This is a genomic window from Leeuwenhoekiella sp. W20_SRS_FM14, assembly GCF_052119605.1.
In the GTDB taxonomy this organism is placed as follows: domain Bacteria; phylum Bacteroidota; class Bacteroidia; order Flavobacteriales; family Flavobacteriaceae; genus Leeuwenhoekiella.
Window position 1 is genome coordinate 273,040 of record NZ_JBGQOK010000003.1, and the last position, 23,246, is coordinate 296,285.

Annotated in this window: 23 protein-coding genes; 17 read left to right on the forward strand and 6 right to left on the reverse strand. The window is 36.2% G+C overall.

Annotation, left to right across the window (positions count from 1 at the left end; translation table 11 throughout):
• The first annotated feature begins 17 nt into the window (after nt 1–17).
• The 5 genes from cysS to ACEN25_RS07375 all read left to right on the forward strand — a co-directional run bounded on the left by cysS (nt 18) and on the right by ACEN25_RS07375 (nt 4,173).
• On the forward strand, nt 18–1,505 hold the full coding sequence (gene cysS / locus ACEN25_RS07355) for a cysteine--tRNA ligase (RefSeq protein ID WP_441802359.1): 1,488 nt from the start codon (nt 18–20) through the stop codon (nt 1,503–1,505).
• Between the two features lie 13 nt (nt 1,506–1,518).
• Nucleotides 1,519–1,767, forward strand: coding sequence for a membrane protein insertion efficiency factor YidD (yidD, locus tag ACEN25_RS07360; protein WP_441802360.1), 249 nt, complete (start codon nt 1,519–1,521; stop codon nt 1,765–1,767).
• Nucleotides 1,768–1,829: 62 nt separating this feature from the next.
• A complete protein-coding gene (gene lgt, locus ACEN25_RS07365; protein ID WP_028376291.1) occupies nt 1,830–2,765 on the forward strand; it encodes a prolipoprotein diacylglyceryl transferase in 936 nt (311 codons plus the stop codon).
• Between the two features lie 4 nt (nt 2,766–2,769).
• On the forward strand, nt 2,770–3,255 hold the full coding sequence (locus ACEN25_RS07370; protein ID WP_441802361.1) for a DUF192 domain-containing protein: 486 nt from the start codon (nt 2,770–2,772) through the stop codon (nt 3,253–3,255).
• Entirely contained in the window at nt 3,256–4,173 is a 918-nt protein-coding gene (locus ACEN25_RS07375) for a glutaminase (RefSeq protein WP_441802362.1), read from the forward strand.
• A 94-nt stretch (nt 4,174–4,267) separates the two neighbouring features.
• On the opposite strand, the gene secDF is transcribed toward ACEN25_RS07375, so the two are convergent.
• The 5 genes from secDF to asnB all read right to left on the reverse strand — a co-directional run bounded on the left by secDF (nt 4,268) and on the right by asnB (nt 13,837).
• Nucleotides 4,268–7,282: a protein translocase subunit SecDF gene (gene secDF / locus ACEN25_RS07380; protein WP_441802363.1), complete on the reverse strand. Its 3,015-nt coding sequence runs from the start codon at nt 7,280–7,282 to the stop codon at nt 4,268–4,270.
• Nucleotides 7,283–7,675: 393 nt separating this feature from the next.
• Complete coding sequence (gene mdh, locus ACEN25_RS07385) at nt 7,676–8,602, reverse strand: malate dehydrogenase (protein WP_441802364.1); 927 nt, start codon at nt 8,600–8,602, stop codon at nt 7,676–7,678.
• A 187-nt stretch (nt 8,603–8,789) separates the two neighbouring features.
• Nucleotides 8,790–9,791, reverse strand: coding sequence for a DUF6588 family protein (locus ACEN25_RS07390; RefSeq protein WP_441802365.1), 1,002 nt, complete (start codon nt 9,789–9,791; stop codon nt 8,790–8,792).
• A 117-nt stretch (nt 9,792–9,908) separates the two neighbouring features.
• Complete coding sequence (gene gyrB, locus ACEN25_RS07395; protein ID WP_441802366.1) at nt 9,909–11,849, reverse strand: DNA topoisomerase (ATP-hydrolyzing) subunit B; 1,941 nt, start codon at nt 11,847–11,849, stop codon at nt 9,909–9,911.
• A gap of 305 nt (nt 11,850–12,154) precedes the next feature.
• Nucleotides 12,155–13,837 (reverse strand): asparagine synthase B, encoded by a 1,683-nt coding sequence (asnB, locus tag ACEN25_RS07400; RefSeq protein ID WP_028376298.1) that lies wholly within the window; start codon nt 13,835–13,837, stop codon nt 12,155–12,157.
• Nucleotides 13,838–14,093: 256 nt separating this feature from the next.
• On the opposite strand from asnB, the gene ACEN25_RS07405 reads away from it, so the two are divergent.
• On the forward strand, nt 14,094–14,645 hold the full coding sequence (locus tag ACEN25_RS07405) for a DUF2911 domain-containing protein (protein WP_441802367.1): 552 nt from the start codon (nt 14,094–14,096) through the stop codon (nt 14,643–14,645).
• A 59-nt stretch (nt 14,646–14,704) separates the two neighbouring features.
• Here the strand turns inward: ACEN25_RS07405 and ACEN25_RS07410 are convergent, their stop codons facing one another.
• Nucleotides 14,705–15,337 (reverse strand): 7-carboxy-7-deazaguanine synthase QueE, encoded by a 633-nt coding sequence (locus ACEN25_RS07410; RefSeq protein WP_441802368.1) that lies wholly within the window; start codon nt 15,335–15,337, stop codon nt 14,705–14,707.
• Nucleotides 15,338–15,573: 236 nt separating this feature from the next.
• On the opposite strand from ACEN25_RS07410, the gene ACEN25_RS07415 reads away from it, so the two are divergent.
• The 11 genes from ACEN25_RS07415 to ACEN25_RS07465 all read left to right on the forward strand — a co-directional run bounded on the left by ACEN25_RS07415 (nt 15,574) and on the right by ACEN25_RS07465 (nt 23,183).
• A complete protein-coding gene (locus ACEN25_RS07415) occupies nt 15,574–16,308 on the forward strand; it encodes a hypothetical protein (protein WP_441802369.1) in 735 nt (244 codons plus the stop codon).
• Between the two features lie 83 nt (nt 16,309–16,391).
• On the forward strand, nt 16,392–17,915 hold the full coding sequence (locus ACEN25_RS07420) for a helicase HerA-like domain-containing protein (protein ID WP_441802370.1): 1,524 nt from the start codon (nt 16,392–16,394) through the stop codon (nt 17,913–17,915).
• 25 nt (nt 17,916–17,940) lie between these two features.
• Complete coding sequence (locus ACEN25_RS07425) at nt 17,941–18,486, forward strand: hypothetical protein (RefSeq protein WP_028376302.1); 546 nt, start codon at nt 17,941–17,943, stop codon at nt 18,484–18,486.
• 20 nt (nt 18,487–18,506) lie between these two features.
• A complete protein-coding gene (locus ACEN25_RS07430) occupies nt 18,507–18,875 on the forward strand; it encodes a cupin domain-containing protein (protein WP_441802371.1) in 369 nt (122 codons plus the stop codon).
• Nucleotides 18,876–18,986: 111 nt separating this feature from the next.
• A complete protein-coding gene (locus ACEN25_RS07435; RefSeq protein WP_028376304.1) occupies nt 18,987–19,190 on the forward strand; it encodes a hypothetical protein in 204 nt (67 codons plus the stop codon).
• A gap of 48 nt (nt 19,191–19,238) precedes the next feature.
• Complete coding sequence (locus tag ACEN25_RS07440) at nt 19,239–20,078, forward strand: alpha/beta fold hydrolase (RefSeq protein ID WP_441802372.1); 840 nt, start codon at nt 19,239–19,241, stop codon at nt 20,076–20,078.
• A gap of 31 nt (nt 20,079–20,109) precedes the next feature.
• The gene (gene rluF, locus ACEN25_RS07445) at nt 20,110–20,892 is read left to right on the forward strand and encodes a 23S rRNA pseudouridine(2604) synthase RluF (RefSeq protein ID WP_441802491.1); all 783 of its coding nucleotides are present in this window, start codon (nt 20,110–20,112) and stop codon (nt 20,890–20,892) included.
• Between the two features lie 94 nt (nt 20,893–20,986).
• Entirely contained in the window at nt 20,987–21,232 is a 246-nt protein-coding gene (locus tag ACEN25_RS07450; protein ID WP_441802373.1) for a DUF7218 family protein, read from the forward strand.
• Between the two features lie 19 nt (nt 21,233–21,251).
• Nucleotides 21,252–21,671: a VOC family protein gene (locus tag ACEN25_RS07455; protein ID WP_441802374.1), complete on the forward strand. Its 420-nt coding sequence runs from the start codon at nt 21,252–21,254 to the stop codon at nt 21,669–21,671.
• The gene (locus ACEN25_RS07460) at nt 21,668–22,720 is read left to right on the forward strand and encodes an AI-2E family transporter (protein WP_441802375.1); all 1,053 of its coding nucleotides are present in this window, start codon (nt 21,668–21,670) and stop codon (nt 22,718–22,720) included. Before ACEN25_RS07455 ends, ACEN25_RS07460 begins: the two co-directional genes overlap by 4 nt.
• Complete coding sequence (locus ACEN25_RS07465; protein WP_441802376.1) at nt 22,704–23,183, forward strand: thiol-disulfide oxidoreductase DCC family protein; 480 nt, start codon at nt 22,704–22,706, stop codon at nt 23,181–23,183. Before ACEN25_RS07460 ends, ACEN25_RS07465 begins: the two co-directional genes overlap by 17 nt.
• Nucleotides 23,184–23,246 lie beyond the last annotated feature (63 nt).

A 23,246-nucleotide genomic window follows, 5' to 3' on the forward strand; every position in this document is an offset into this window, starting at 1 on the left:
ATATACAACCCATTTTTATGACGTCATTGTATTCTAATCAAGCCGTTACTCTTTACAATTCTTTATCTGGCGAAAAGGAACTTTTTAAACCGATATTAGAAGGAAACGTAGGGATGTATGTTTGCGGACCTACAGTTTACAGTAATGTACATTTAGGTAACGTACGCACATTTATGTCTTTTGATATGATTTTTAGATATCTAAAGCATTTAGGTTACAAAGTACGCTATGTTAGAAATATTACAGATGCGGGTCATTTAACAGATGATGCAGATGAGGGTGAAGATAAAATATCTAAAAAAGCAAGACTAGAGCAAATAGAGCCTATGGAGGTTGTACAACAGTACACTATAGACTTTCATACCATACTTCAAAAATTTAATTGCCTTCCTCCCAGCATAGAACCTACCGCAACAGGGCATATCATTGAACAGATAGAAATTATCAAGGAAATTTTAGAGAACGGATATGCGTATACTAAAAATGGATCTGTTTATTTTGACGTTCTAAAATTTAATGAAACTCATAATTACGGCAAACTGAGTGGTAGATTACTTGAGGATATGATTACCAATACTCGAGAACTTACTGCTCAAAGTGAAAAGAAAAATGCTCAGGATTTTGCACTATGGAAAAAAGCAGAACCCCAGCACATTATGCGCTGGCCATCACCCTGGGGTGACGGTTTCCCGGGTTGGCACTTAGAGTGCACTGCGATGAGTACAAAATACCTTGGCGAAAAATTTGATATTCACGGTGGTGGTATGGATTTAAAATTTCCGCATCACGAGTGTGAGATTGCTCAATCTGAAGCATCAAACGGTAAAGACCCGGTTAATTATTGGCTGCATGCAAATATGCTTACCCTTAATGGTAAAAAAATGTCTAAAAGCACCGGTAACAATATTTTTCCGGCTGAAATTTTTAGCGGTGAAAGCCCTTTTTTAACAAAAGGTTACTCCCCCAGTGTTGCGCGCTTCTTCATAATGCAGGCACATTACCGCAGTGTTCTTGATTTTAGTAATGATGCGTTACTCGCAAGCGAAAAAGGATTTTACCGCCTTATGGAAGCCATTAATTTGCTTGAGGGATTACCTACTTCCGCACAAAGTTCAATAGATGTAGCATCCTGGTCACAATCGTGTTATGATGCGATGAATGATGATTTTAACTCACCTATTTTAATAGCCCAACTTTTTGAAGGAGCTAAGTTTATTCATCAGATAAAAGAAGGTAAAGCCACAATAACCCAGACAGACCTTGAAGCATTTCAAAAAGTCATTCATTCATTTGTTTTTGATATTTTAGGCCTTGAAGATTTAAATGCTACGGCAGAATCTAACTCAGATAAGCTTAATGGAGCGATTGAGTTATTAATTCAACTTCGTAAAGACGCCCGTGCTAACAAAGATTTTGCAACCAGTGATCAAATAAGAGATCAACTTCTAGAATTAGGTATTCAACTTAAGGATGGTCGCGATGGAACCACATATACATTCTCCTAAATTATAATTGTAGGTGAAAAATTTAGCTAAAAACATACTTATTTTTCCCATTCGATTATATCAAAAATTTGTATCGCCTATTTTGCCTCCTGCCTGCAGGTATGAACCCACGTGTTCTCATTATAGCGTAGAAGCCATACAAACGCACGGGGCTTTTAAGGGAATGTGGTTAGCAATAAAACGTATTGCAAGTTGTAATCCCTGGGGCGGCTCTGGTTATGACCCTGTCCCTAAACGGGAAAATCACCATTCACATAATTAATATAAAAACGACTTAGAAGCCTACAGGCTTTTATATATTTACGCTTAAAACTTTTTATGCTTATGCTTCCTCTAAAAATGACTTGGAATCCTTCTACAGGCTTAGATCTGGGATTTTTAACCATACATTATTATAGCCTTATGTTTGTTCTGGCCTTTTCTTTAGGCTGGTATTTAATGAAGAAAGTTTATAAGTACGAGGGCGTTGAGGAAGAAAAACTAGATCCTTTATTCATCTATTCAGTTTTAGCTATTTTATTAGGTGCGCGATTAGGACACGTATTCTTTTATCAAACCGAATTATTATGGGAAGACCCACTTTCTGTTTTACTTCCATTTAGATTTGTACCCGAGATAGAATACACCGGTTTTCAGGGTTTGGCAAGTCACGGTGCCGCAATAGGTATGATTTTCGCCATGTACCTGTACAACAAAAAAATATTAAAAAAGAGTGTCTTGTGGTTGTTAGATCGCGTAATACTCCCTGTTTCTTTGGGTGCTATTTTTGTGCGTATAGGTAACTTCTTTAACTCTGAAATGGTAGGGAAAATAACCGATTCTAATCTCGGAATTAAATTTGTTCAGGATCAATACAATAAATACGAGGTGCAACGCCTTACCGGAATTCCTAACGAGCATAAAGCTTTTAGAGCACTTACAGACGATCCTCAATTTGCAAATTATATTGCAGATATACCGTATCGTTTTCCGGGTCAGCTAATGGAAGCTACAGGTTACGTTTTTGTCTTTCTAATTTTGATGTTTGTGTATTGGAAAACTGAACTACGCAAAAAAGAAGGACTCATTTTCGGTTTATTTCTTGTGCTTTTATGGACGGTTCGATTTATTGTAGAATATTTTAAAAGAGCACAGGTAGAAGGTCGTGAAAATTGGATCTTTGGGTTGAATACCGGTCAAATACTGAGTGTTCCTTTTATACTTATTGGAATATTTTTAATTATACGCGGTTTTAATCAAAAGAAAAACCCTAAATACTAATATCATGTGCCGCAAATTCTTTTTTTTATTTTTTCTAGCTAGTGCACTCACCTCTTGTAAAAATGAGAGTACTTCTGAAGAAAACACACTAGATCAAGCTCCTATTACATTCACTAAAGAAGGAGAACTCAACATAATTAAAGTAGACAGCAGTACCAAAACATTAGATATAGAATTTGCTGAAACAGAATACGAGACCTCTACGGGTCTAATGTATAGAGAATCTATGGAAGGAAATCAAGGTATGCTTTTCATCTTTCAAGATGAGCGACCTCACAATTTCTATATGAAAAACACTTACATCCCATTAGATTTATTTTTCATTACTAAAGATAAAAAAATTGCCACTATCATTGAAAATGCGATGCCTCTTGATGAATCTAATCTACCTTCAAAAGTACCGGTTACTTATGTTCTTGAAACTAATGCAGGTTTTGCAAAAGAATGGAATATTAAAGAAGGAGACTCTGTAAGCTGGACACGTAATTAAATGGATTATCAAAAAGTTCTTGATGAGATAGTTGCAGAAATCGCACTCTTTAATGCAGAAGGAAAGGTAGCAACCTACATACCTGAGCTAGGCAACGTAGATCCTAATAAGTTTGGTATTTATCTTCAATGCACAGACGGAAAAGGATACGCTACCGGCGATGCTTTAGAACGCTTTTCAATACAAAGTATATCAAAGGTTTTAAGCCTGTCACTTGCCCTAAAATTAGTAGGAAATCATATCTGGACGCGTATAGGCGTAGAACCCTCTGGAGACCCTTTTAATTCACTTGTTCAATTAGAATATGAAAAAGGTATTCCACGCAATCCGTTTATTAATGCCGGAGCTCTCGTAGTGGCAGATATCTTAATGTCTGAACTTGATAATCCTAAAGAAGAACTACTTCAATACGTAAGAGATCTCGCCGAAGATCAAACCATAGAATACAATCATAAAGTTGCTGCTTCAGAAATGGAGCACAAATATCGTAATGCCGCACTAACGCATCTTATGAAGGACTTTGGTAATATCAAAAATGATGTTAATGAGGTTTTGGATTTCTATTTTCATCAATGCGCTATAGCGATGAATTGTAAACAACTCGCACAGGCCTTTACAATTTTTCTTAACTACGGAAAATATGATTTGAGCTCAGAAGCCGCTGTACTAGATTCTACATTAGCAAAACGTATTAATGCTTTAATGCTTACCTGTGGGTTTTATGATGAGTCGGGTGAGTTTGCGTTTAGCGTAGGTTTACCGGGTAAAAGTGGTGTGGGCGGAGGCATTGTAGCATTGCACCCTAAATATTACAGCATAGCAGTTTGGAGTCCGCCTTTGAATTCTAAAGGTAATTCTGAATTAGGACTAAAAGCACTAGAGCTTCTTACAACAAAGACTGAACAATCTGTATTCTAAATAAACCCAAGAATACTTTTAAGTATTAGGCATAAAAAAAGAGAGCCGATAGTTTTAAACTATCGGCTCTCTTTTTATGAATTAAATTCAGTAGTTAAGCTACTGTCTCTTCTTCAACTTCTACTTCAGGCTTTAAAGCCTTTTTCTGTATCGTATCAAACATAACCGGCGTTGCGATAAAGATAGATGAGTATGTACCTACTACAACACCCACAATCAATGCAAACATGAAGCCCATTATACTAGCACCTCCAAAAATGAAGATCGCAAGTAATACGATTAATGTAGTCATCGAGGTATTTAACGTACGGCTTATAGTACTGTTAATTGCCTGATTTATTATAAGATCCATTTTACGAGTAGGACCATATTCTTTCATAAATTCTCTAATACGGTCAAATACAACCACCGTATCATTCAGCGAGTATCCAATTACTGTAAGAATCGCAGCGATAAATGACTGATCTACTTCCATATTAAATGGCATAAACTTATAAGTCAATGAGAAGATACCTAAAACAATTAATACATCATGGAATACTGCAGCAACAGCTCCCAATGAAAATTGCCATTTTCTAAAACGTAATAAGATGTATAAGAACACTACTACAAGAGAACCTAATACTGCCCAAAACGAATCTTTTTTGATGTCATCTGCGATAGTAGGACCTACTTTGTTATACTCAAGTATACCTATTTTAGCTTCACTAGATCCACCTTTTACAAACTGTGAAAGGGTTAAATCTGCAGGTAGATAGCTTTTTAAAGCCGTAAATAATTTTTGCTGAATATCATCATCTACTTCAGAAGCCTCTTCATCAATTCTATACTTAGTAGTAATCTTTAACTGGTTTGCTTCACCATATGTTTTGGCCTGTGCACTTTCTAATTCTGCAATCAGTTTACCTTCAACTTCACTAGCATTTACAGGTTGTTCAAAACGCACTGTATAATTACGACCGCCTACGAAGTCTACTCCTTGATCTAAACCATTAGTAAATAAAGAAATTAAACTAACAATGATCAATGCACCACTTACGATATAAGCAATTTTACGTTTTGCTAAGAAATCTTTATTGAAATTAGTGAATAAGTTACGTGTAGCTGCAGTACAGAATTCTAGTGCCTTACCATTTTTACCGTATCCGTCAATAAAGAGACGTGTAACAAAAATTGCTGTAAATAATGATGTTGCTATACCTATCATTAAAGTAGTAGCAAAACCTTGTATAGGTCCTGTACCAAATAAGAATAAAATTAATGCAGTAAGGAATGTTGTAATGTTAGCATCAAGAATAGAAGAAAGTGCATTACTAAAACCATCTTTAATTGCATCTTTTTGCGACTTACCTTTTGCAAGCTCTTCTTTAATACGCTCAAAAATAAGCACGTTTGCATCTACAGACATACCTATTGTAAGTACGATACCTGCAATACCAGGAAGTGTAAGTACCGCTCCCAGTCCAGCAAGAATTCCGAAAATAAATAAAATGTTTACTGCAAGAGCAATATCTGCAAATAGACCTGCTTTACCGTAATAGAAAACCATCCAAACCAGTACTAAAACCAATGCAAGCACAAAAGAAATCAAACCACTGTTGATAGCTTCCTGACCTAGTGAAGGACCTACAACGTCGTAAGAAATAATTTTTGCTGAAGCAGGTAATTTACCAGCTTTTAAAACATTTGCTAAATCCTGAGCTTCAGTAACTGTAAAACTACCAGAAATCTCTGTAGCACCACCTTTAATCTCTTGCTTAGCGGTTGCAGCAGAATAAACTACATCATCAAGAACAATTGCGATAGCATTTCCTTCACTTGCAACTTCTCCTGTTAATTTAGCCCATTGACCAGGACCCTGACCTTCAAAATCTATACCTACAGATGGTAAGCCAGATTGGGTGTATTGTTGACGAGAATCCTGTACCACATCACCGTCCATAGCAGGAGTTCCGCTTCTGTCAGATTTTAATGCGTAAAGACCTACTACACTAGTTTCTCCTTCTGCAGTTCCCCATCTAAATTTTGCATAACGTAAATCCTGTGGGCGTAAACGCACAACTTCCGGTTTAGATAAATAGCTGTTAATTGTCGCTGTATCTTTTGCCTGAGCATAACCTACAACAGCAGCCTGCCCGTATTGTTGAATGGCAGGATTAAAGCTGAAAAGTTCAAATAAAGGATTATTCTGAGTAGTTGTGCTTACTGAATCTTCTTCACTAGCTAATAACTCTTCAATAGAATCATCTTTAGTTTCGGTAGAATCAACATTAACAGCTTCTACCTCTTCATTTGTAGCAGGAGCTACAAGATCTTTTAGAACTGTATTTACCTCAAATAAATAAGGAGCAACGTTAGCTGCATAATGTGTTTTATAAAACTCTAACTGAGCAGTACTTTCTAACTGAAACTTCACACGCTCAATATCTGTTGCACCAGGAAGTTCAATAAGTATTCTTGATTGATTGTCTAAACGCTGAATATTAGGTTGAGTAACCCCAAACTTATCAATACGATTACGTAATACTTCAAAAGCAGACTTTATAGACTCTTCTACTTCTTTCTCGATAACAGGCTCAACCTCAGCATTACTCATGTTGAAGTTTACTTTCTCTCCTAAAGTAGTATTTGCAAAAATGTCTGGAGAAGCTAGTTTATTGTCTCCCGGAAGAGCATTAAAAGCATCGAAGAAATCATCAAGAAAACTATTTTGACTGTCTTTTTGTGCTTCAGCAGCTTGATCTAATGCCTGATTAAATGCAGGATCTGTACTGTTATTACTTAAACCTTTAAGAATATCTGCAACAGAAATCTCAAGAATAGCATTCATACCACCTTTAAGATCCAGACCTTTATTAAGTTCTTTAGCTTTTGCATCATTATAAGTAATTCCTAAAGCGATAGGATTATTACCTACAGAATCTAAATAGCGACGCTCTACTTCACCCCGTCTATCTACATAATCTTCTACAGTATTTGATACCTGACGCTCTGCGTAAGCCGAAGCTTCGTCTTCTGCCTTATTTGTAAAGTACGTAAACGAAAGCTGGTATAAACTCACCAACCCAAATAAAATCGCAAATACTCGTATGAGTCCTTTATTCTGCATTATTCTATAAATATTTATTAATTCTTCCCGAACTTTTTCCGGGCAATTTTTTAAAACGTGCAAATATAGGGTTTCAATGCAGAAACGCCAATAAATATATTTTAGATTCCTTTAACTTTTTAATATTAAAACTATTTAAATAAAAACAGACCAATAATTTGTAAATCAATTATTTACGAAATAAATAAAATTCAGTCTTTACCATATAGCTACACAATCTTAAAATCAGATTCTTTAAATGTCTAATTCTTAATAGGTATTAAGCTCAATTTGCCGCTTAGTAACTTCCTAGAGATTTTTAAGAATTATACGTGTATTTATTTTAAGTTCTCAATTAGGTTTAAAAAAAAATGCCACCCTAAAGGTGGCATTTTTAATCGAAGTTAACTCAAATTAAAATTCAAGTAATCCATTGGTTTTACGCACAGCATCTGCACTTTCTTGCAGTTTTGCTTTTTCAGCATCACTTAGTTCTATAGTAACGATCTTCTCGATACCATTTTTACCTAAAAGAACCGGCACACCTATGCAAATATCTTCTAAGCCATATTCACCTTCTAATAAAACTGAACACGGAAACATTTTTTTCTGATCACAAGCGATTGCCTGCACCATTCCTGACACAGCTGCTCCCGGAGCATACCACGCAGAAGTACCTAATAATTTTGTAAGTGTAGCACCCCCTACTTTAGTATCTTCAAGAACCTGATTTAAACGATCTTCAGCCAAAAATTCTGAAGCTAATACGCTATTACGGGTTGCTAAACGGGTTAATGGAATCATACCGGTATCACTATGACCGCCTATAACCATACCATCTACGTCAGAGATAGGGCATTCTAATGCTTCAGCTAAACGGTATTTAAAACGAGCGCTGTCTAACGCACCACCCATTCCTATAATTTGATTTTTAGGAAGTCCTGTAGCTTTATGTACCAGGTAAGCCATAGTATCCATAGGATTACTCACAACGATTATAATTACATTAGGAGAATGTTTAATTAAATTAGTAGCAACATCCTTTACGATTCCTGCATTTATGCCAATTAATTCTTCTCTGGTCATCCCCGGTTTACGAGGAATCCCACTTGTAATTACAGCTACATCACTATTAGCTGTTTTAGAATAATCGCCTGTGGTACCAGTTATGCGGGTATCAAAAGCATTTAATGACGCAGTTTGCATTAAATCCATTGCTTTACCTTCTGCAAACCCTTCTTTAATATCTAAGAGAATAACATCTGAGGCAAAATTTTTCATTGCAATATATTCGGCACAACTCGCACCTACTGCTCCTGCTCCTACTACGGTAACTTTCATTCTATTTTTATTTTAGTGAATAATATATTAATTGAGCACAAAAACTAACTCAAAAAACGTTAACGTTTGCGCTTTTCAAAAATACGATTTCTAAAAGAGTATGATAGCAACTAAGCTTTTAAAATTGACCTAAATAAGAATGACTTTCAATACTGAAAGTCATTCTTATTTTATAAACTGAAAAATGCTATCTAAAACTAAATGCAATACCTGCACTTACATTGCTATATTCCTGAACCGTATAGTCTGCAAAAATCTTAAAAAATGCAAGATTTAAACGCGCTCCTAAAGAAGCTCTCACACTAGACGGATTGTAAGACAACATTATAGGATTTGTAATTGTACCATTATTGGTTGCACTTCCGTTTGTTGCATACTCATAAGTACCTAATACATTCAACTCAGATTTACCACCTGTAAAACCTAACCCGCCATACACAGTTACAATAGGAAAGTCTAAAGATGCTACTCCCTGTACCGTATATGAATTCAGTTTAAACTCTGCTGCCTGATTAGAACCATCTATAGTAGATTCTGCCTGAATATCATAATCTACATTCATCGTTGTAAATGCACCTACAACCGCCACATTTAAGGGCAAGTTATCTAAAGGACCGAAATACTGCATAATGTTATGTTTGAATCCCGCACCAAAAAGCTTCCCTTTTACATTATCACTTCCTACTTCAGGAACAAAGCGCACCATCAAATCTGTACCTTTAAAAACCCCAAGACTCGCTTGTATGGCCGGTGCAGGAACTGCGTTTATAGGTAAATCATCTTTAACTCCCTCTGGCATAGTAAAGGTCACATCACCTTCAGAGGTATTAAATGTTACTTCAGAAGGTGTAGCGTTACCCGCAACGGTAGGTGTTAAATCTGAACTGGCATTATATTGATTTTGAAAATTAAGACTCCCTAAAGAAAATATCTCCTTTTCTGAAGGAACTATAGCCCCGTTAAAACCTATCGTAATATCAAAACCCAATTGCTTGTGTGTCTTTGCAGTGTGATACCAGCCTCCAGACATACTGTAAACAAGACCTTCCATAGCCGGTGCTATATACGCCCCCATTAACGTGTTTGCATCTGCTCTTCCTGCTTTTACAATAGCTTCAAAACCATCATCCTGGCTATAAGCTGATAATGTACAGGCTGTAACAATTAAAGTAAGTAGATAGTTTTTCATAAATGATATTGATTTGGTTCAGTCAAAAATAGCGAAAGCACTCGTAATCATAACTTAAAACAATAAAAAAACCTGTTTCTTTCAAAACAGGTTTTAAACAATTCTTTATAATTAAGACTAGACGTCTATATTTGCATAAATAGCATTTTTCTCTATAAACTCTCTACGAGGCGGCACCTCATCTCCCATTAACATAGAAAAAATACGATCTGCTTCGGTACCATTATCTATAGTCACCTGGCGAAGCGTTCTAAATTCAGGATTCATAGTTGTATCCCAAAGTTGTTCTGCATTCATCTCCCCAAGACCTTTATAACGTTGAATACCGGCACTACCGCCCATAGCTTCGTTATACTCATCACGTTCTTTTTCAGACCAGGCATAGCGCATTTTTTTACCTTTTTTTACCAGGTAAAGAGGCGGAGTAGCAATATATACGTGACCACCTTCAACTAATTCGCGCATATAGCGGAAGAAAAAGGTAAGAATCAATGTTGCAATGTGACTACCATCTACATCGGCATCACACATAATTACAATTTTATGATAACGAAGTTTACTTAAGTTAAGTGCTTTGCTATCTTCTTCTGTACCTATGGTAACTCCTAATGCAGTAAAGATATTTTTAATCTCTTCATTTTCAAAAACCTTGTGCTGCATCGCTTTTTCTACATTCAGAATTTTTCCACGAAGTGGAAGAATTGCCTGAAAGTTACGATCACGACCCATTTTTGCAGTACCACCTGCCGAATCTCCCTCGACTAGAAACACTTCACACTCTTTAGGATCAGTTTCTGAACAATCGGCTAATTTTCCAGGTAAACCACCTATACTCATCACCGTTTTACGCTGAACCATCTCACGCGCTTTTTTAGCTGCGTGACGTGCCTGAGCTGCCAAAATAACTTTTTGAACAATAGTTTTGGCATCATCAGGGTGTTCTTCTAAATAGATCTCAAGCATTTCTGAAACTGCTTGCGATACTGCTGAAGTAACCTCTCTGTTACCTAATTTAGTTTTAGTTTGACCCTCAAATTGAGGTTCAGCAACTTTTACCGAAATAATTGCAGTAAGCCCCTCTCTAAAGTCATCACCTGCAATATCAAATTTCAACTTATCGAGAAGACCAGAAGCATCTGCATATTTTTTCAGAGAAGTTGTTAAACCCCGTCTGAAACCAGCTAAATGTGTTCCTCCCTCGTGTGTATTTATATTGTTTACATACGAGTGTAGATTCTCTGCATAGCTGTCATTATAAATCATTGCAACCTCAACAGGAATGTCATTCTTCTCACCTTCCATAGAGATAACGTGACCAATTATAGGCTGACGATTGCCATCCATAAACCGTACAAACTCTTTCAGACCTTCTTCAGAATGAAAAGTTTCTACATCAAACTCGCCTTTATCATTTTTATGACGCTTATCTGTAAGGGTTATTGTGATGCCCTTATTTAAATAAGACAGCTCGCGCATTCTACTTGCCAGCGTATCATAATTAAATTCTACAGTTTGCTGAAAAATTGTAGGATCTGGTAAAAAAGTTACCGCGGTACCTCTGTCTGTAGTATCACCTATAGCTTTAACAGGATACATCGCTTTACCTTTCTCATACTCCTGCTCCCATATTTTACCATCACGATAAACAGTAGCACGCAAATGGTCTGAAAGTGCATTTACACAACTCACCCCAACACCGTGTAAACCACCAGAAACTTTATAGGAGTCTTTATCAAATTTACCTCCGGCACCAATTTTAGTCATTACTACCTGTAGAGCAGACACACCTTCTTTTTTGTGTAAATCTACCGGTATACCACGACCATTATCTTTAACGGATATCGAATTATTTTCATTTATGACAACATCTATAGCATCGCAATGCCCAGCCATAGCCTCATCAATTGAGTTATCTACAACCTCATAAACCAAGTGGTGCAAACCACGTACTCCCACATCTCCAATATACATTGAGGGACGCATACGCACGTGCTCCATTCCCTCAAGCGCCTGAATACTATCTGCCGAATATTGCTTCTTATTGGCTTCTTCGCTCATATATCTTTATTTAATTAAAATGTTCTGTTTTTCTTAAAGCGGAAACTTTTTGCTCTATCTAATTATTGCCTAATAATCAAAAAATAACCCTCAAAGGTCGTGTTTTTTGATAGCTAACAAATATAAAAAATCGCATCCCCATATATAAGCAAAACCCGAGCCAAAGGCCTTAAGTTATCAACAAAATGTGTAAAAAAAGCGTAAAAACAGATTATTATCAGTTCATATTATTTTCAATACACATAATGACAAAAAAAAGCCGCTTTCTAAACAAGAAAGCGGCTTCAAAATTTAACCTCAACAGCTTACGCGTGTTGTTTTTTAATATATGCATCAGAATGCACATTTGCGACCGCTCTTCCCGAAGGATCGTTCATATTTTTAAATGCCTCATCCCACTCTAAAGCAATTTTAGTACTGCACGCTACAGAGGCTTCCTGAGGCACAGACCACGCTGCTGCATCGCTAGGGAAATGATCTGTAAAAATACTTCTATAGTAGTACTCTTCTTTATTTGTAGGTGTTTGAATAGGGAATTTATACTTAGCATTGGCTAATTGCTCATCACTAATTTTCTCATTTACAACCTCCTTAAGAGTATCTATCCAGCTGTAACCTACCCCGTCAGAAAATTGCTCTTTCTGTCTCCAGGCAACACTCTCTGGTAAATAGGATTCAAAAGCTTTACGCAGAACCCACTTCTCCATACGCTCTCCATTAATCATTTTGTCCTGAGGATTAATGCTCATTGCTACATCCATAAATTCTTTATCTAAGAACGGTACACGACCTTCAATACCCCAGGCAGCAAGTGACTTGTTAGCACGTAGGCAATCATACATATGTAATTTACTTAATTTACGTACCGTCTCCTCATGAAACTCCTGAGCATTAGGAGCTTTATGAAAGTATAAATACCCCCCAAAAACCTCATCTGCACCTTCTCCAGAGAGTACCATTTTTACTCCCATAGATTTAATTACACGCGCCATAAGATACATAGGCGTAGAAGCTCTAATGGTTGTAATATCGTAGGTCTCGAGGTTATATATAACATCTTTTATCGCATCAAGACCTTCTTGTATTGTAAATTTTATTTCATGATGCACAGTACCTATATGATCTGCAACTTTTTGAGCAGCAGCTAAATCTGGCGAACCTTCAAGCCCTACTGAAAACGAGTGTAATCTTGGCCACCATGCCCCATCTGTGTCTCCGGATTCAATTCGCTTTTCGGCATATTTTTTTGCTACCGCAGAAGTGATTGAAGAATCTAATCCCCCAGAAAGTAGTACTCCGTAAGGTACATCAGACATTAATTGACGGTGCACAGCTGCTTCTAAAGCATCACGTAATTTTTCAATACTGGTCTCGTTATCTTTTACAGCATCATACTCCATCCAGTCACGCTTGTACCATTGTCTCAATTCACCATCTGCACTGTGTAAATAGTGTCCTGGAGGAAATAATTTAATCTTTGTACAGGTTCCTTCAAGAGCTTTAAGTTCTGAAGCTACATAAAAAGTACCGTGCTCATCCCAACCCATATAAAGTGGAATAATACCCATATGATCTCTTGCTACAAAATACTCATCTTTAGCAGCGTCATATAAGGAGAAGGCAAAAATTCCATTCATCTCATCTAAAAAGGCAGGGCCTTTTTCTTGATACAAAGCAAGAATTACTTCACAATCTGATTCTGTTTGAAAATCATATTTACCCTCAAATTGCTTACGCAGTTCGCGATGATTATAAATTTCGCCATTAGCTGCAAGGATTAATTTTCCGTCTGGGCTTAACAAAGGTTGCTTTCCCGATCTGGGATCTACAATAGATAAACGCTCGTGAGCTAATATTGCTTTATCGTCTGCATACACCCCATTCCAGTCAGGACCACGATGACGTATTTTTTTTGACATTTCTAATAACTGAGGTCTTAACACTTCAGCCGGTTGCTTCAATTCATAGGCACATACTATCCCGCACATAATCGTATTGTTTTAATTTGTTAGGTCAAAGATGCTAATTCAATTCTAATTGACAAACAAATAAAGTTATTATAGTTACATATTGTAACATTTTACCTCAAAAGTGTATTAGTTTATAATTAAAAATGGCTTTCTTTAATACATAAAATTTATATTATAAATCATCTGGCATTTTAATAAAGCCTTAACAAACCTAAGCTCCTGACCATTGTACATTTGTATGCATATTTAAAAATAAATTCAAAAAAAAAATTAAATGAAATCTCTTATAATCAGCAGTTTTCTGCTTACATTTTTAGTAATGGGCAATACGGTAAATGCTCAAAAATTTAGTGAATTAGATAAAAGTCCATTAGACATTGCAATGTTTAGAGGGCAGGATAAAGCTCCTAGAGTACGTGTTATTTACAGCAGACCTCAACGTAAAGGACGTGATGTTTTTGCAACTAAAGATGGTTTACAGAAATATGGTGAGGTATGGCGTACCGGTGCTAATGAATCTACAGAGATTAAATTCTATAAAGATATGATGCTGGGCGACAAAAAAGTTATTGCAGGTACTTACACACTATTTACCATACCAGGAGAAAAAGAATGGACTGTAATACTAAATAAAGATCTAGACACCTGGGGAGCTTATGGTTATAAAGAAGAACGCGACCTGGTACGTTTTACAACGCCAGTTCATAAAACAGCTGCTCCTATTGAGTCTTTCTCAATCTCTTTTCAACCTACGGAAGCAGGTTCTGACATGTTTTTAGGGTGGGATGACACGTATATACAAATACCAGTTGAAGAAATTCAATAATATTGTATTTCTAAATAAACTAAAAAAAGGCTTCCAGATAACTGGAAGCCTTTTTTTCTTTACGGTATATTAAGATATTTATGAGTTTGTAAACTTATTTTCCACTTGGGGTTTGCCATTACATAATCTACTATTAAAGGCGTCATTTTATCGCGTACACTCCATTCTGATTGTAAATACAATTCACAATCCTCATTTACGAGGGCTGCATGTTCTTCGGCAAAAGCGAAATCAGATTTATTAAAGATTATTACTTTTAATTCGTGCGCTTCTTTATAAATACGCGATTTAGGTAACATGCGCTTTTTTGGGGAAAGACAAATCCAATCCCAGTGACCACTCAACTCGTAGGCACCAGAGGTTTCTATATGCACTTTAAGGCCTTCTGCCTTGAGAAGACTTGTAAGATGCTCCATATCCCACATTAGTGGTTCACCCCCTGTAATAACAATGGTTTTACTATACTTAACTGCATTTGCTACAATTGCAGCTGCTTCTGTAGGAGGATGTATTGCAGCATCCCAACTTTCTTTTACATCACACCAATGACAGCCTACATCACAACCACCTACCCGTATAAAATAAGCCGGTGTACCTGTATGTGCTCCTTCACCCTGAATTGTATAAAACTCTTCCATTAAAGGAAGTAATTCTCCCAGCTTTACCCGGGTTGCTATTGCCTCTTTTGTCATAAGTGGCAAAGATACTACAACTCTTTTCGAAGCATCAATAAACAGAATAATTTTTAGAGCTGTATTATTACAAGAATTTATATTTTAGACAAGTAAAAACCATTCAACTGCTTAAAAAAGTAATTACATTATATTTATTAATTGCAACATATTTAGTAAATGCGCAGGTAGGTATAGGAAATTCAAACCCAGACCAAAGCGCTATTTTAGATATAAGCAGTGAAAATTCCGGTTTATTGATTCCCAGAATAACTACTTCTCAAAGAAATGCAATCTTGTCTCCTGCTAACGGATTATTGTTATACAATACAAATTTAAACTCTATTGAAATTAATACCGGTACCCCTACAACACCAGTTTGGAAGACTGTAGAATTAAAAGAAAGAACTACTAACGCTCTAATACCTCCTAGCGTTACCACATTAGAAATGAACGCACTTGCAACAATTGAAGGGTCTATTGTCTATAATACAGACTTTAATTGTTTATTTCAATATAACGGTTCGTGGTCTAGCTTATGTAAACAAAGCAATACCAAAAAAGTGACGCTATATAAAAATTTTAATGGAGATAATGTCATTATTGCAAATGCTGCATTCCACAATTTCCCTTTTGGCAGTAATCCTGTAGATATTAAAGAAATTGACTCTGATACATTTGAAATTTTAGGAGACGGAAGTATACGAGTACTGCAAGCTGGAAGCTATTTCATTTCAGCAAGCTTAGCTGTAAGAAATATGAATAGTGGAAACAGAAAATATATTCTAGCCGTATTTGAAGGAACAACCAGAAGAGGGTATATGAGTCGTGGGTTTACTAATGTTCCTACAGGCAATGATTATTTTGGCGTATCTGGAGTATTTCAATACTACTTTAATGCAAACGCAATTATAAATATTCAATATTACTTTAACACTCCCACTACAACTTTCAACGGCGACCTTATGCACATAGGAATCGTCAAGTTATAAGTAAAAAATCTTTAATATTTTAATCATTTTTTCTATACCTAATATGTTTTGGTTTATGTTTATTTTTGACCAAATTTCAACTTATGGATCAATCTGAAGCATTTAAAGAACATATTGTACAAGGCAACAGCTTTAAAGGAGAATTTATTACTGTGGGAGCAGCAATGCTTAATGGAAAAACCATTAGCGGTGCCCACGTAAAAATTCCGCTTAAAACCTTAAATCGCCACGGCTTAATTGCAGGAGCGACCGGTACCGGAAAGACTAAAACGCTGCAGGTCTTAGCTGAAAATCTTTCAGAAAAAGGAGTTCCCGTCTTATTGATGGATATGAAAGGTGATTTAAGCGGGATTGCAAAGGCAGGATCTGGTCATCCTAAAATTGACGAACGCCATGAGAAAATAGGAATCCCCTATACAACTAAAGATTTTCCTGTAGAATTACTTACGCTATCTGAACAAAATGGAGTGCGGCTTAGAGCTACCGTGAGTGAATTTGGCCCTGTATTATTCTCGCGTATTCTTGATGCTTCAGATGCACAAGCGGGTATAATTGCCATACTCTTTAAGTACTGCGACGATAAAAGTTTACCACTACTCGATCTTAAAGATTTTAAAAAAGTATTGCAATACGCTACAGAGGAAGGTAAAGAAGAAATACAAGATTTATACGGAAGAATATCTACAGCTTCGGCAGGGTCAATTCTACGTAAAATTGTACAACTAGAACAACAGGGAGCAGATATTTTCTTTGGAGAAAAATCTTTTGAGGTTGACGATCTATTACGTCTTGATGAGAATGGAAGAGGAAAAATTAATATCATAAGGCTAACAGACATTCAGGATAGACCACAATTATTTTCAACATTTATGTTGAGCTTACTAGCAGAGATATACAGTACATTTCCAGAACAGGGAGATAGTGAACGACCCGAGCTGGTCATATTTATAGATGAAGCACATCTTATATTTAGGGAAGCCTCTAAAGCTTTGCACAATCAAATTGAAAGTATTGTCAAATTAATACGATCTAAAGGTGTAGGTTTATATTTTGTTACTCAAAATCCTACAGATGTACCCGAAGGTGTTTTAAGTCAGTTAGGTTTAAAAATACAGCATGCACTTAGGGCTTTTACAGCAAAAGACCGCAAAGCCATAAAACTTACTGCCGAGAATTATCCTGATTCTGAATATTACGATACCCAGGAAGTGCTCACATCTTTGGGTACCGGCGAAGCTTTAGTTTCAGCACTCGATGAGAAAGGTCGCCCTACTCCCCTTGCAGCTACAATGATGCGCGCACCCATGTCGCGTATGGATATTTTAACCCAGGATGAGCTTGATGATTTAAACCGAAAATCTACGCTAGTTTCTAAATACAACTCCACTGTTGATCGGGAAAGTGCTTACGAATTATTAAACGAAAAGATTAAAAAAGCAGAGAGTGCTGAGGTAAAAGAAAAGGCGCAACAAGAACGTGCAACAGTAAAACGCAGTACCCGTACTTCTACCCGAAGCAGCACAACAGAGAAAGCAATAATTAAAGTGCTTACCAGCGCGACGGTAATACGTGGTGTTTTAGGTATCTTAGGAAAGATGATCAAATAAAAACAAACTAAACTCTAATATTCTAATGAAACGTATTTTACTCATTACCCTATTAACTAACCTATTTCTCGTCTCTTGTAATTCTGACAATCCTTACAGCGTAACTGCAGACAGTGTGGGACCACTTACAAAAGAAACCACAACTTCAGAATTAAAAACACTTTTTGAAAACGACAGTGTTGTTGATCAAAACTCTGGATTGAGCGAAGAGCTTAATGTAAATGCAATAGAGATTTATGAAAAGGGCGGCAAACAACTTTTAAGTTTAATGCCTATAAAAGAAGGTACACCTAAGACAATACGCACAGTTCAAATATTTGATGCGCGATACACAACTCAAGAAGGCATCAATCTAAATAGTACATTTAAAGATATTACTGAAGCTTACGATATCTCTCGTATTGAAACTCTAATTAGTAGCGTAGTGGTATTTGTAGATGATATCAATGCCTATTTTACGATAGACCGTAAAGAGTTAGCCGGAGAATTACGCTTTAATATGGATGCTAAAGTTTCTGAAGCTGAAATTCCGGATAACGCCAAAATTAAGTATTTTATGATAGGCTGGTAAGTCTTCAAACCGAACGTATTGTGAAGAACAAAAATTATTATATTCAAAAGAATCCTTTTATAGTACCTACAGATGACGGGAAGTATATAGGTGAACATTTTGGTAAAGCAAGCGATGGCAATTCAGATTTAAGTATTGCACATATGATTGCGCCGCCACAATGGAGTGAACCCTTTCAAACTCCAGAATTTGATGAATACACATTTATTATAGCTGGTAAAAAGCAATTTCTTATAAATGAAGAATCTATAATTTTAGAAGCGGGGCAGTCTATAAAAATTATTGCAGGCACCAGAGTTCAGTACAGTAATCCGTTTGACGAGCCCTGTACATATATATCTGTATGTAAGCCTGCTTTTGATTTTGAGCACGTTAACAGAGAAGAATAACTCCTGTATTTATTAAAATCCTATTAATTATAAGCCAAAGCATCGTTAATCTACGAGGCTGAACGTTTACATTCTGCTACTTTTGAACCATAACCAATACGAATTTCAATTATGATTAAGATTTTAGCTCTAGTTATGGTAATAGGAGGTGCAATTGCACTGGTTGCAGGTGTTTTAGGCATCTTCGGAAGTATAAGCACAGGACTTAGTCCTTGGGCGATGGCCATTTTAGGAGGCGTTTTCTTCTTATCTGGTATATCTCTTCTTAAATATAGAAAAGATACTGACGTGATAGATGCTGAAAACAAACGCTAGAAATCTCATAACCCTTATATTTGACCCTCTTTAAAAGAGGGTTTTTTTATGAATAAACTTTTTATGAAAACGCTTCCTAAAATCTTAGGAAACTACGTAAACACTCTGGCGCTAGTTAGTCCTCAAGCGGCAGCAAAAAAGGCTTTTAAAATTTTTAGCAAGCCTAGAAGAGGCAGAATAGGTCCGCATCACGAAGATTTTTTAAAACCAAATCTTGAACCGGCTTTACAAATAGATGAGCTGCGTATTCAACCCTATAAATGGTCTGGTGGAGAAAAAACAATTTTACTCGTACACGGTTGGGAAAGTCACACGCATCGTTGGAAAGAAATGATTGTACGCTTAAAAAGTGAAAATTATACAATTATAGCATTTGATGCACCTGCCCACGGCTACAGTACGGGTAAATATCTATACGTACCTATTTATGATCAAGTTTTAACTGCTATATTAGATAAATACCAACCAGATTATATGATAGGACATTCTATTGGAGGGATGACAGTTTTATTTAACCAATCTCAAAAATCAACATTCAAACCTAAAAAATTGGTCGTATTAGGTGCTCCAGATAGACTTGAAAGTATTTTAACTGATTATCAAAAAATATTAAATCTTAGCGACCGGGTAATGAATGCACTCGAGAATTATTTCTTGAAGCGATTCAATTTTAAAACTACAGATTTTTCTTCTTCAGTTTTTGCTAAAAATATTGAAACTCCCGCCTTAATCATTCACGATAAAGACGACACTATTACTCCGGCTTCAGGCTCAAAGTCAATACACGCTACTTATAAAAATTCAGAATATATAGAAACAAAAGGGCTAAATCATTCTCTTTACGATACAAAAGTGAACGATCAAATCGTAGATTTTCTAAAACGTTAATTTGATTTTTAAACACGTTACATTTACAACTATGGAAGAACCCACTAAAACCCGAATAAACAAATACCTCAGCGAGGTAGGATTTTGTTCTCGACGTGAAGCAGATAAATTAATTGACGCAGGTAGAATTACTGTAAATGGCAGTGTACCCGAAATGGGCACCAAGGTAAGTGCCGATGACGAAATACGTGTAAATGGAAAGCTTGTAGGCGAAAAACAGGACGCACCCGTATATTTAGTTTTTAATAAACCGGTAGGTATAGTTTGCACTACAGATACGCGTGTCGAAAAGGATAATATAATAGACTACATCAACTATCCCACTCGTATTTTTCCTGTAGGAAGACTTGACAAAGCTAGTGAAGGACTTATTTTTTTAACTAATGATGGAGATATTGTAAATAAGATACTACGTGCACGCAATAACCATGATAAAGAATATATTGTAGAAGTTGATAAGCCAGTGACCGCTTCTTTTGTAAAAAGTATGGCTGGTGGCGTACCTATACTTGACACTATTACCCGTAAATGCGAAGTAGAGCAATTAGGTAAAAACAGATTTAAAATAATTCTCACTCAGGGTCTCAATAGACAAATACGCCGTATGTGTGAACACCTGGGCTATAATGTAACCCGCTTAAAACGGGTGCGTATTATGAATATACACCTTGATGTAGGTGTAGGCAAATACAGAGAATTTACTAAAACCGAATTAAAAGACCTAAATGCGCTTTTAATAGATAGCACTAAAGAATTTATAGCTGAAGGAAGCAACACTCCAAAACCAAGTGGCCCACGAAGAAGAATTGAATAACTGTCGAAGAATTCAATAATTAAACCTGTGTTAATGCGGGTTGTCAACTCGTGTATTCGTTATAATTTTAAATAACACCTTTTAATTTAAAATTATGGCAGATAGAATTCCTTCTGTAAAAAACGAAGAACAATACGAAGCTTTACGCGATAAGGGTTACAGCAAAGAAAAATCTGCACGTATAGCAAACACGCCAGATTCTGGCAAAAAAGGTGGTAAAGCTGAAAAGTATGAAGACCGCACTAAGAAAGAATTATACGAGCAGGCTAAAGACGTTGACATAAGCGGTCGTTCAAAAATGACCAAAAAAGAACTTATTGAAGCTTTAAGAAACAACTAACCAAAAACCTAATCTAACCATGCCTTCACCATTTCATCTAGCAATACCTGTTGACGATGTACAAAGAGCCCGTATATTTTACCGCGATACTTTAGAACTTGCTGAAGGTCGCAGTACAGATGAATGGGTTGATTTTGATTTTTTTGGGCATCAATTAGTAATTCACTACAAACCAAAAGAAGAGTCGGCCAAAATACATCATAATGAGGTTGACGGAAAACACGTTCCCGTACCTCATTTTGGTGTGGTCCTCGACTGGGAACATTTTCAGGTTTTTGCAGATAAATTAAAGGCTAAAAATATACAGTTTGTAATTGAACCTTACATTCGATTTAAGGGTCAGGTAGGTGAGCAAGCCACTATGTTCTTTTATGATCCTTGTGGTAATGCTTTAGAATTTAAAAGCTTTAAAGACATGTCTCAACTATTTGCAAAATGAATAAACTCAAACCAGAACTCGTAAGGCAGCTTTTTTTAATTCTCTTAATACTATTCCTCTTTATACTAATACTTGAGGAGATGATTCCTTATTTATCTGGGGTATTAGGAGCGATAACCTTATACGTTTTACTACGTAAGTTTGTAAAAAAACTGGTAAAACGTGGTTGGAAACCCGGTTTAGCGGCTGGTCTTGCAATGCTCGCTTCTTTCCTCATTATTATTGTTCCTATAGGGCTAACCGTGATGATGCTTACCAATAAAATAGGAAAAGCTGTAAAAAACTCAGAACGGGTGATTGAAGTTGTTAAAGAACAAGTGGGGACCTGGGAGGCAGATTTAGGCTTTAAGGTTAGCGAATCTATAGATACCAACTCTATTACCAGTTGGGTATCTACAAACCTTCAAAATTTTGCAGGTGGCACTTTTAATGTATTTATAGCCGTAGGTATTATGTACTTTATGCTCTATTACATGCTCATAAATCGTACCGAAATGCGCAAATCTTTGTTTGCATTTATCCCTTTAGATGCTGAAAGCATTAAACGTATTGGCGAAGAAAGTGTTGCAATGGTAAAGAGTAATGCACTGGGAATACCACTTGTAGCAATTGCACAGGGTGTAGTAGCTTTAATAGGCTTTTTTATTTTTGGGGTACCTGACCCATTTTTCTGGTTTGTTATTACAGCTATAGGAAGTATGATTCCGTTTGTGGGAACTTTATTAGGTATTGTTCCTGTCGTTATTTTAATGGTAGCGGGTGGTGACAACTTGCAAGCAGTAGGTATTGCTATTTACGGTCTAGTCGTAGTAGGTTCTACAGATAATCTAATTAGACTTTATGTACTCGAAAAACTAGCAAACGTACATCCTTTAGTTACTTTAATTGGAGTTATAGTAGGTGTACCTTTATTTGGTTTTATAGGGTTAATATTTGGACCACTAGTCATCAGTTTATTCTTACTAATTGTAAAAATTTACAAGCACGAATATGGGGATTCTGAGCCTCAACTTGAAGAAGAATTAAAAACTGATGTTTCAGAAGCTTAACAGAACAACCCATATACCTAATAGTAAACCTATCTTAATTTGGGATGGAGCATGTGGTTTCTGTAAATTTTGGGTCACCCGCTGGAAGTTTGCGACGGGCGATGCTGTTTATTATACTACATTTCAGGAATCTGCTCATAATTTTCCAGATATCCCACTTAAAGAATTTAAAAAAGCCAGCCGATTTATAGATTTGGATGGATTTATTTATAGCGGTCCCGATTCTGCTTATAAATTGTATGAGTCTATTCCTTCTAAAGATTATCCTTTTCACAGATGGTATATAAAATACAGCGCTTTTAGGTGGTTGAGTGATCATGCTTATAATTTTATAGCCAAAAACAGACCTATGGTATTCAGATGGGTTAAAATTCTATTTGGCAGTAATCCTACAAATTTAAAACCGTATTGGCTTTTATATATTTTTTGTATTCTTCTCTTCGTTTTTGTGCTTTTTCAATAAATTGCCAGCTAATAATGCAAACAGCTTAAAATAAGAAACCGTTTTTAAGCAAATTTATAATTA

Bases quoted from the DNA above. Each gene is read 5' to 3' on its own strand.
- ACEN25_RS07420 (WP_441802370.1), top strand. From the start codon at position 16,392: ATGGATCAATCTGAAGCATTTAAAGAACATATTGTACAAGGCAACAGC.
- ACEN25_RS07425 (WP_028376302.1), top strand. From the start codon at position 17,941: ATGAAACGTATTTTACTCATTACCCTATTAACTAACCTATTTCTCGTC.
- ACEN25_RS07460 (WP_441802375.1), top strand. From the start codon at position 21,668: ATGAATAAACTCAAACCAGAACTCGTAAGGCAGCTTTTTTTAATTCTC.
- ACEN25_RS07375 (WP_441802362.1), top strand. From the start codon at position 3,256: ATGGATTATCAAAAAGTTCTTGATGAGATAGTTGCAGAAATCGCACTC.
- gyrB (WP_441802366.1), bottom strand. From the start codon at position 11,849: ATGAGCGAAGAAGCCAATAAGAAGCAATATTCGGCAGATAGTATTCAG.
- rluF (WP_441802491.1), top strand. From the start codon at position 20,110: ATGGAAGAACCCACTAAAACCCGAATAAACAAATACCTCAGCGAGGTA.
- cysS (WP_441802359.1), top strand. From the start codon at position 18: ATGACGTCATTGTATTCTAATCAAGCCGTTACTCTTTACAATTCTTTA.
- ACEN25_RS07450 (WP_441802373.1), top strand. From the start codon at position 20,987: ATGGCAGATAGAATTCCTTCTGTAAAAAACGAAGAACAATACGAAGCT.
- mdh (WP_441802364.1), bottom strand. From the start codon at position 8,602: ATGAAAGTTACCGTAGTAGGAGCAGGAGCAGTAGGTGCGAGTTGTGCC.
- ACEN25_RS07455 (WP_441802374.1), top strand. From the start codon at position 21,252: ATGCCTTCACCATTTCATCTAGCAATACCTGTTGACGATGTACAAAGA.
- ACEN25_RS07410 (WP_441802368.1), bottom strand. From the start codon at position 15,337: ATGACAAAAGAGGCAATAGCAACCCGGGTAAAGCTGGGAGAATTACTT.
- ACEN25_RS07370 (WP_441802361.1), top strand. From the start codon at position 2,770: ATGTGCCGCAAATTCTTTTTTTTATTTTTTCTAGCTAGTGCACTCACC.
- ACEN25_RS07405 (WP_441802367.1), top strand. From the start codon at position 14,094: ATGAAATCTCTTATAATCAGCAGTTTTCTGCTTACATTTTTAGTAATG.
- ACEN25_RS07435 (WP_028376304.1), top strand. From the start codon at position 18,987: ATGATTAAGATTTTAGCTCTAGTTATGGTAATAGGAGGTGCAATTGCA.
- ACEN25_RS07440 (WP_441802372.1), top strand. From the start codon at position 19,239: ATGAATAAACTTTTTATGAAAACGCTTCCTAAAATCTTAGGAAACTAC.
- asnB (WP_028376298.1), bottom strand. From the start codon at position 13,837: ATGTGCGGGATAGTATGTGCCTATGAATTGAAGCAACCGGCTGAAGTG.
- lgt (WP_028376291.1), top strand. From the start codon at position 1,830: ATGCTTCCTCTAAAAATGACTTGGAATCCTTCTACAGGCTTAGATCTG.
- ACEN25_RS07390 (WP_441802365.1), bottom strand. From the start codon at position 9,791: ATGAAAAACTATCTACTTACTTTAATTGTTACAGCCTGTACATTATCA.
- secDF (WP_441802363.1), bottom strand. From the start codon at position 7,282: ATGCAGAATAAAGGACTCATACGAGTATTTGCGATTTTATTTGGGTTG.
- ACEN25_RS07465 (WP_441802376.1), top strand. From the start codon at position 22,704: ATGTTTCAGAAGCTTAACAGAACAACCCATATACCTAATAGTAAACCT.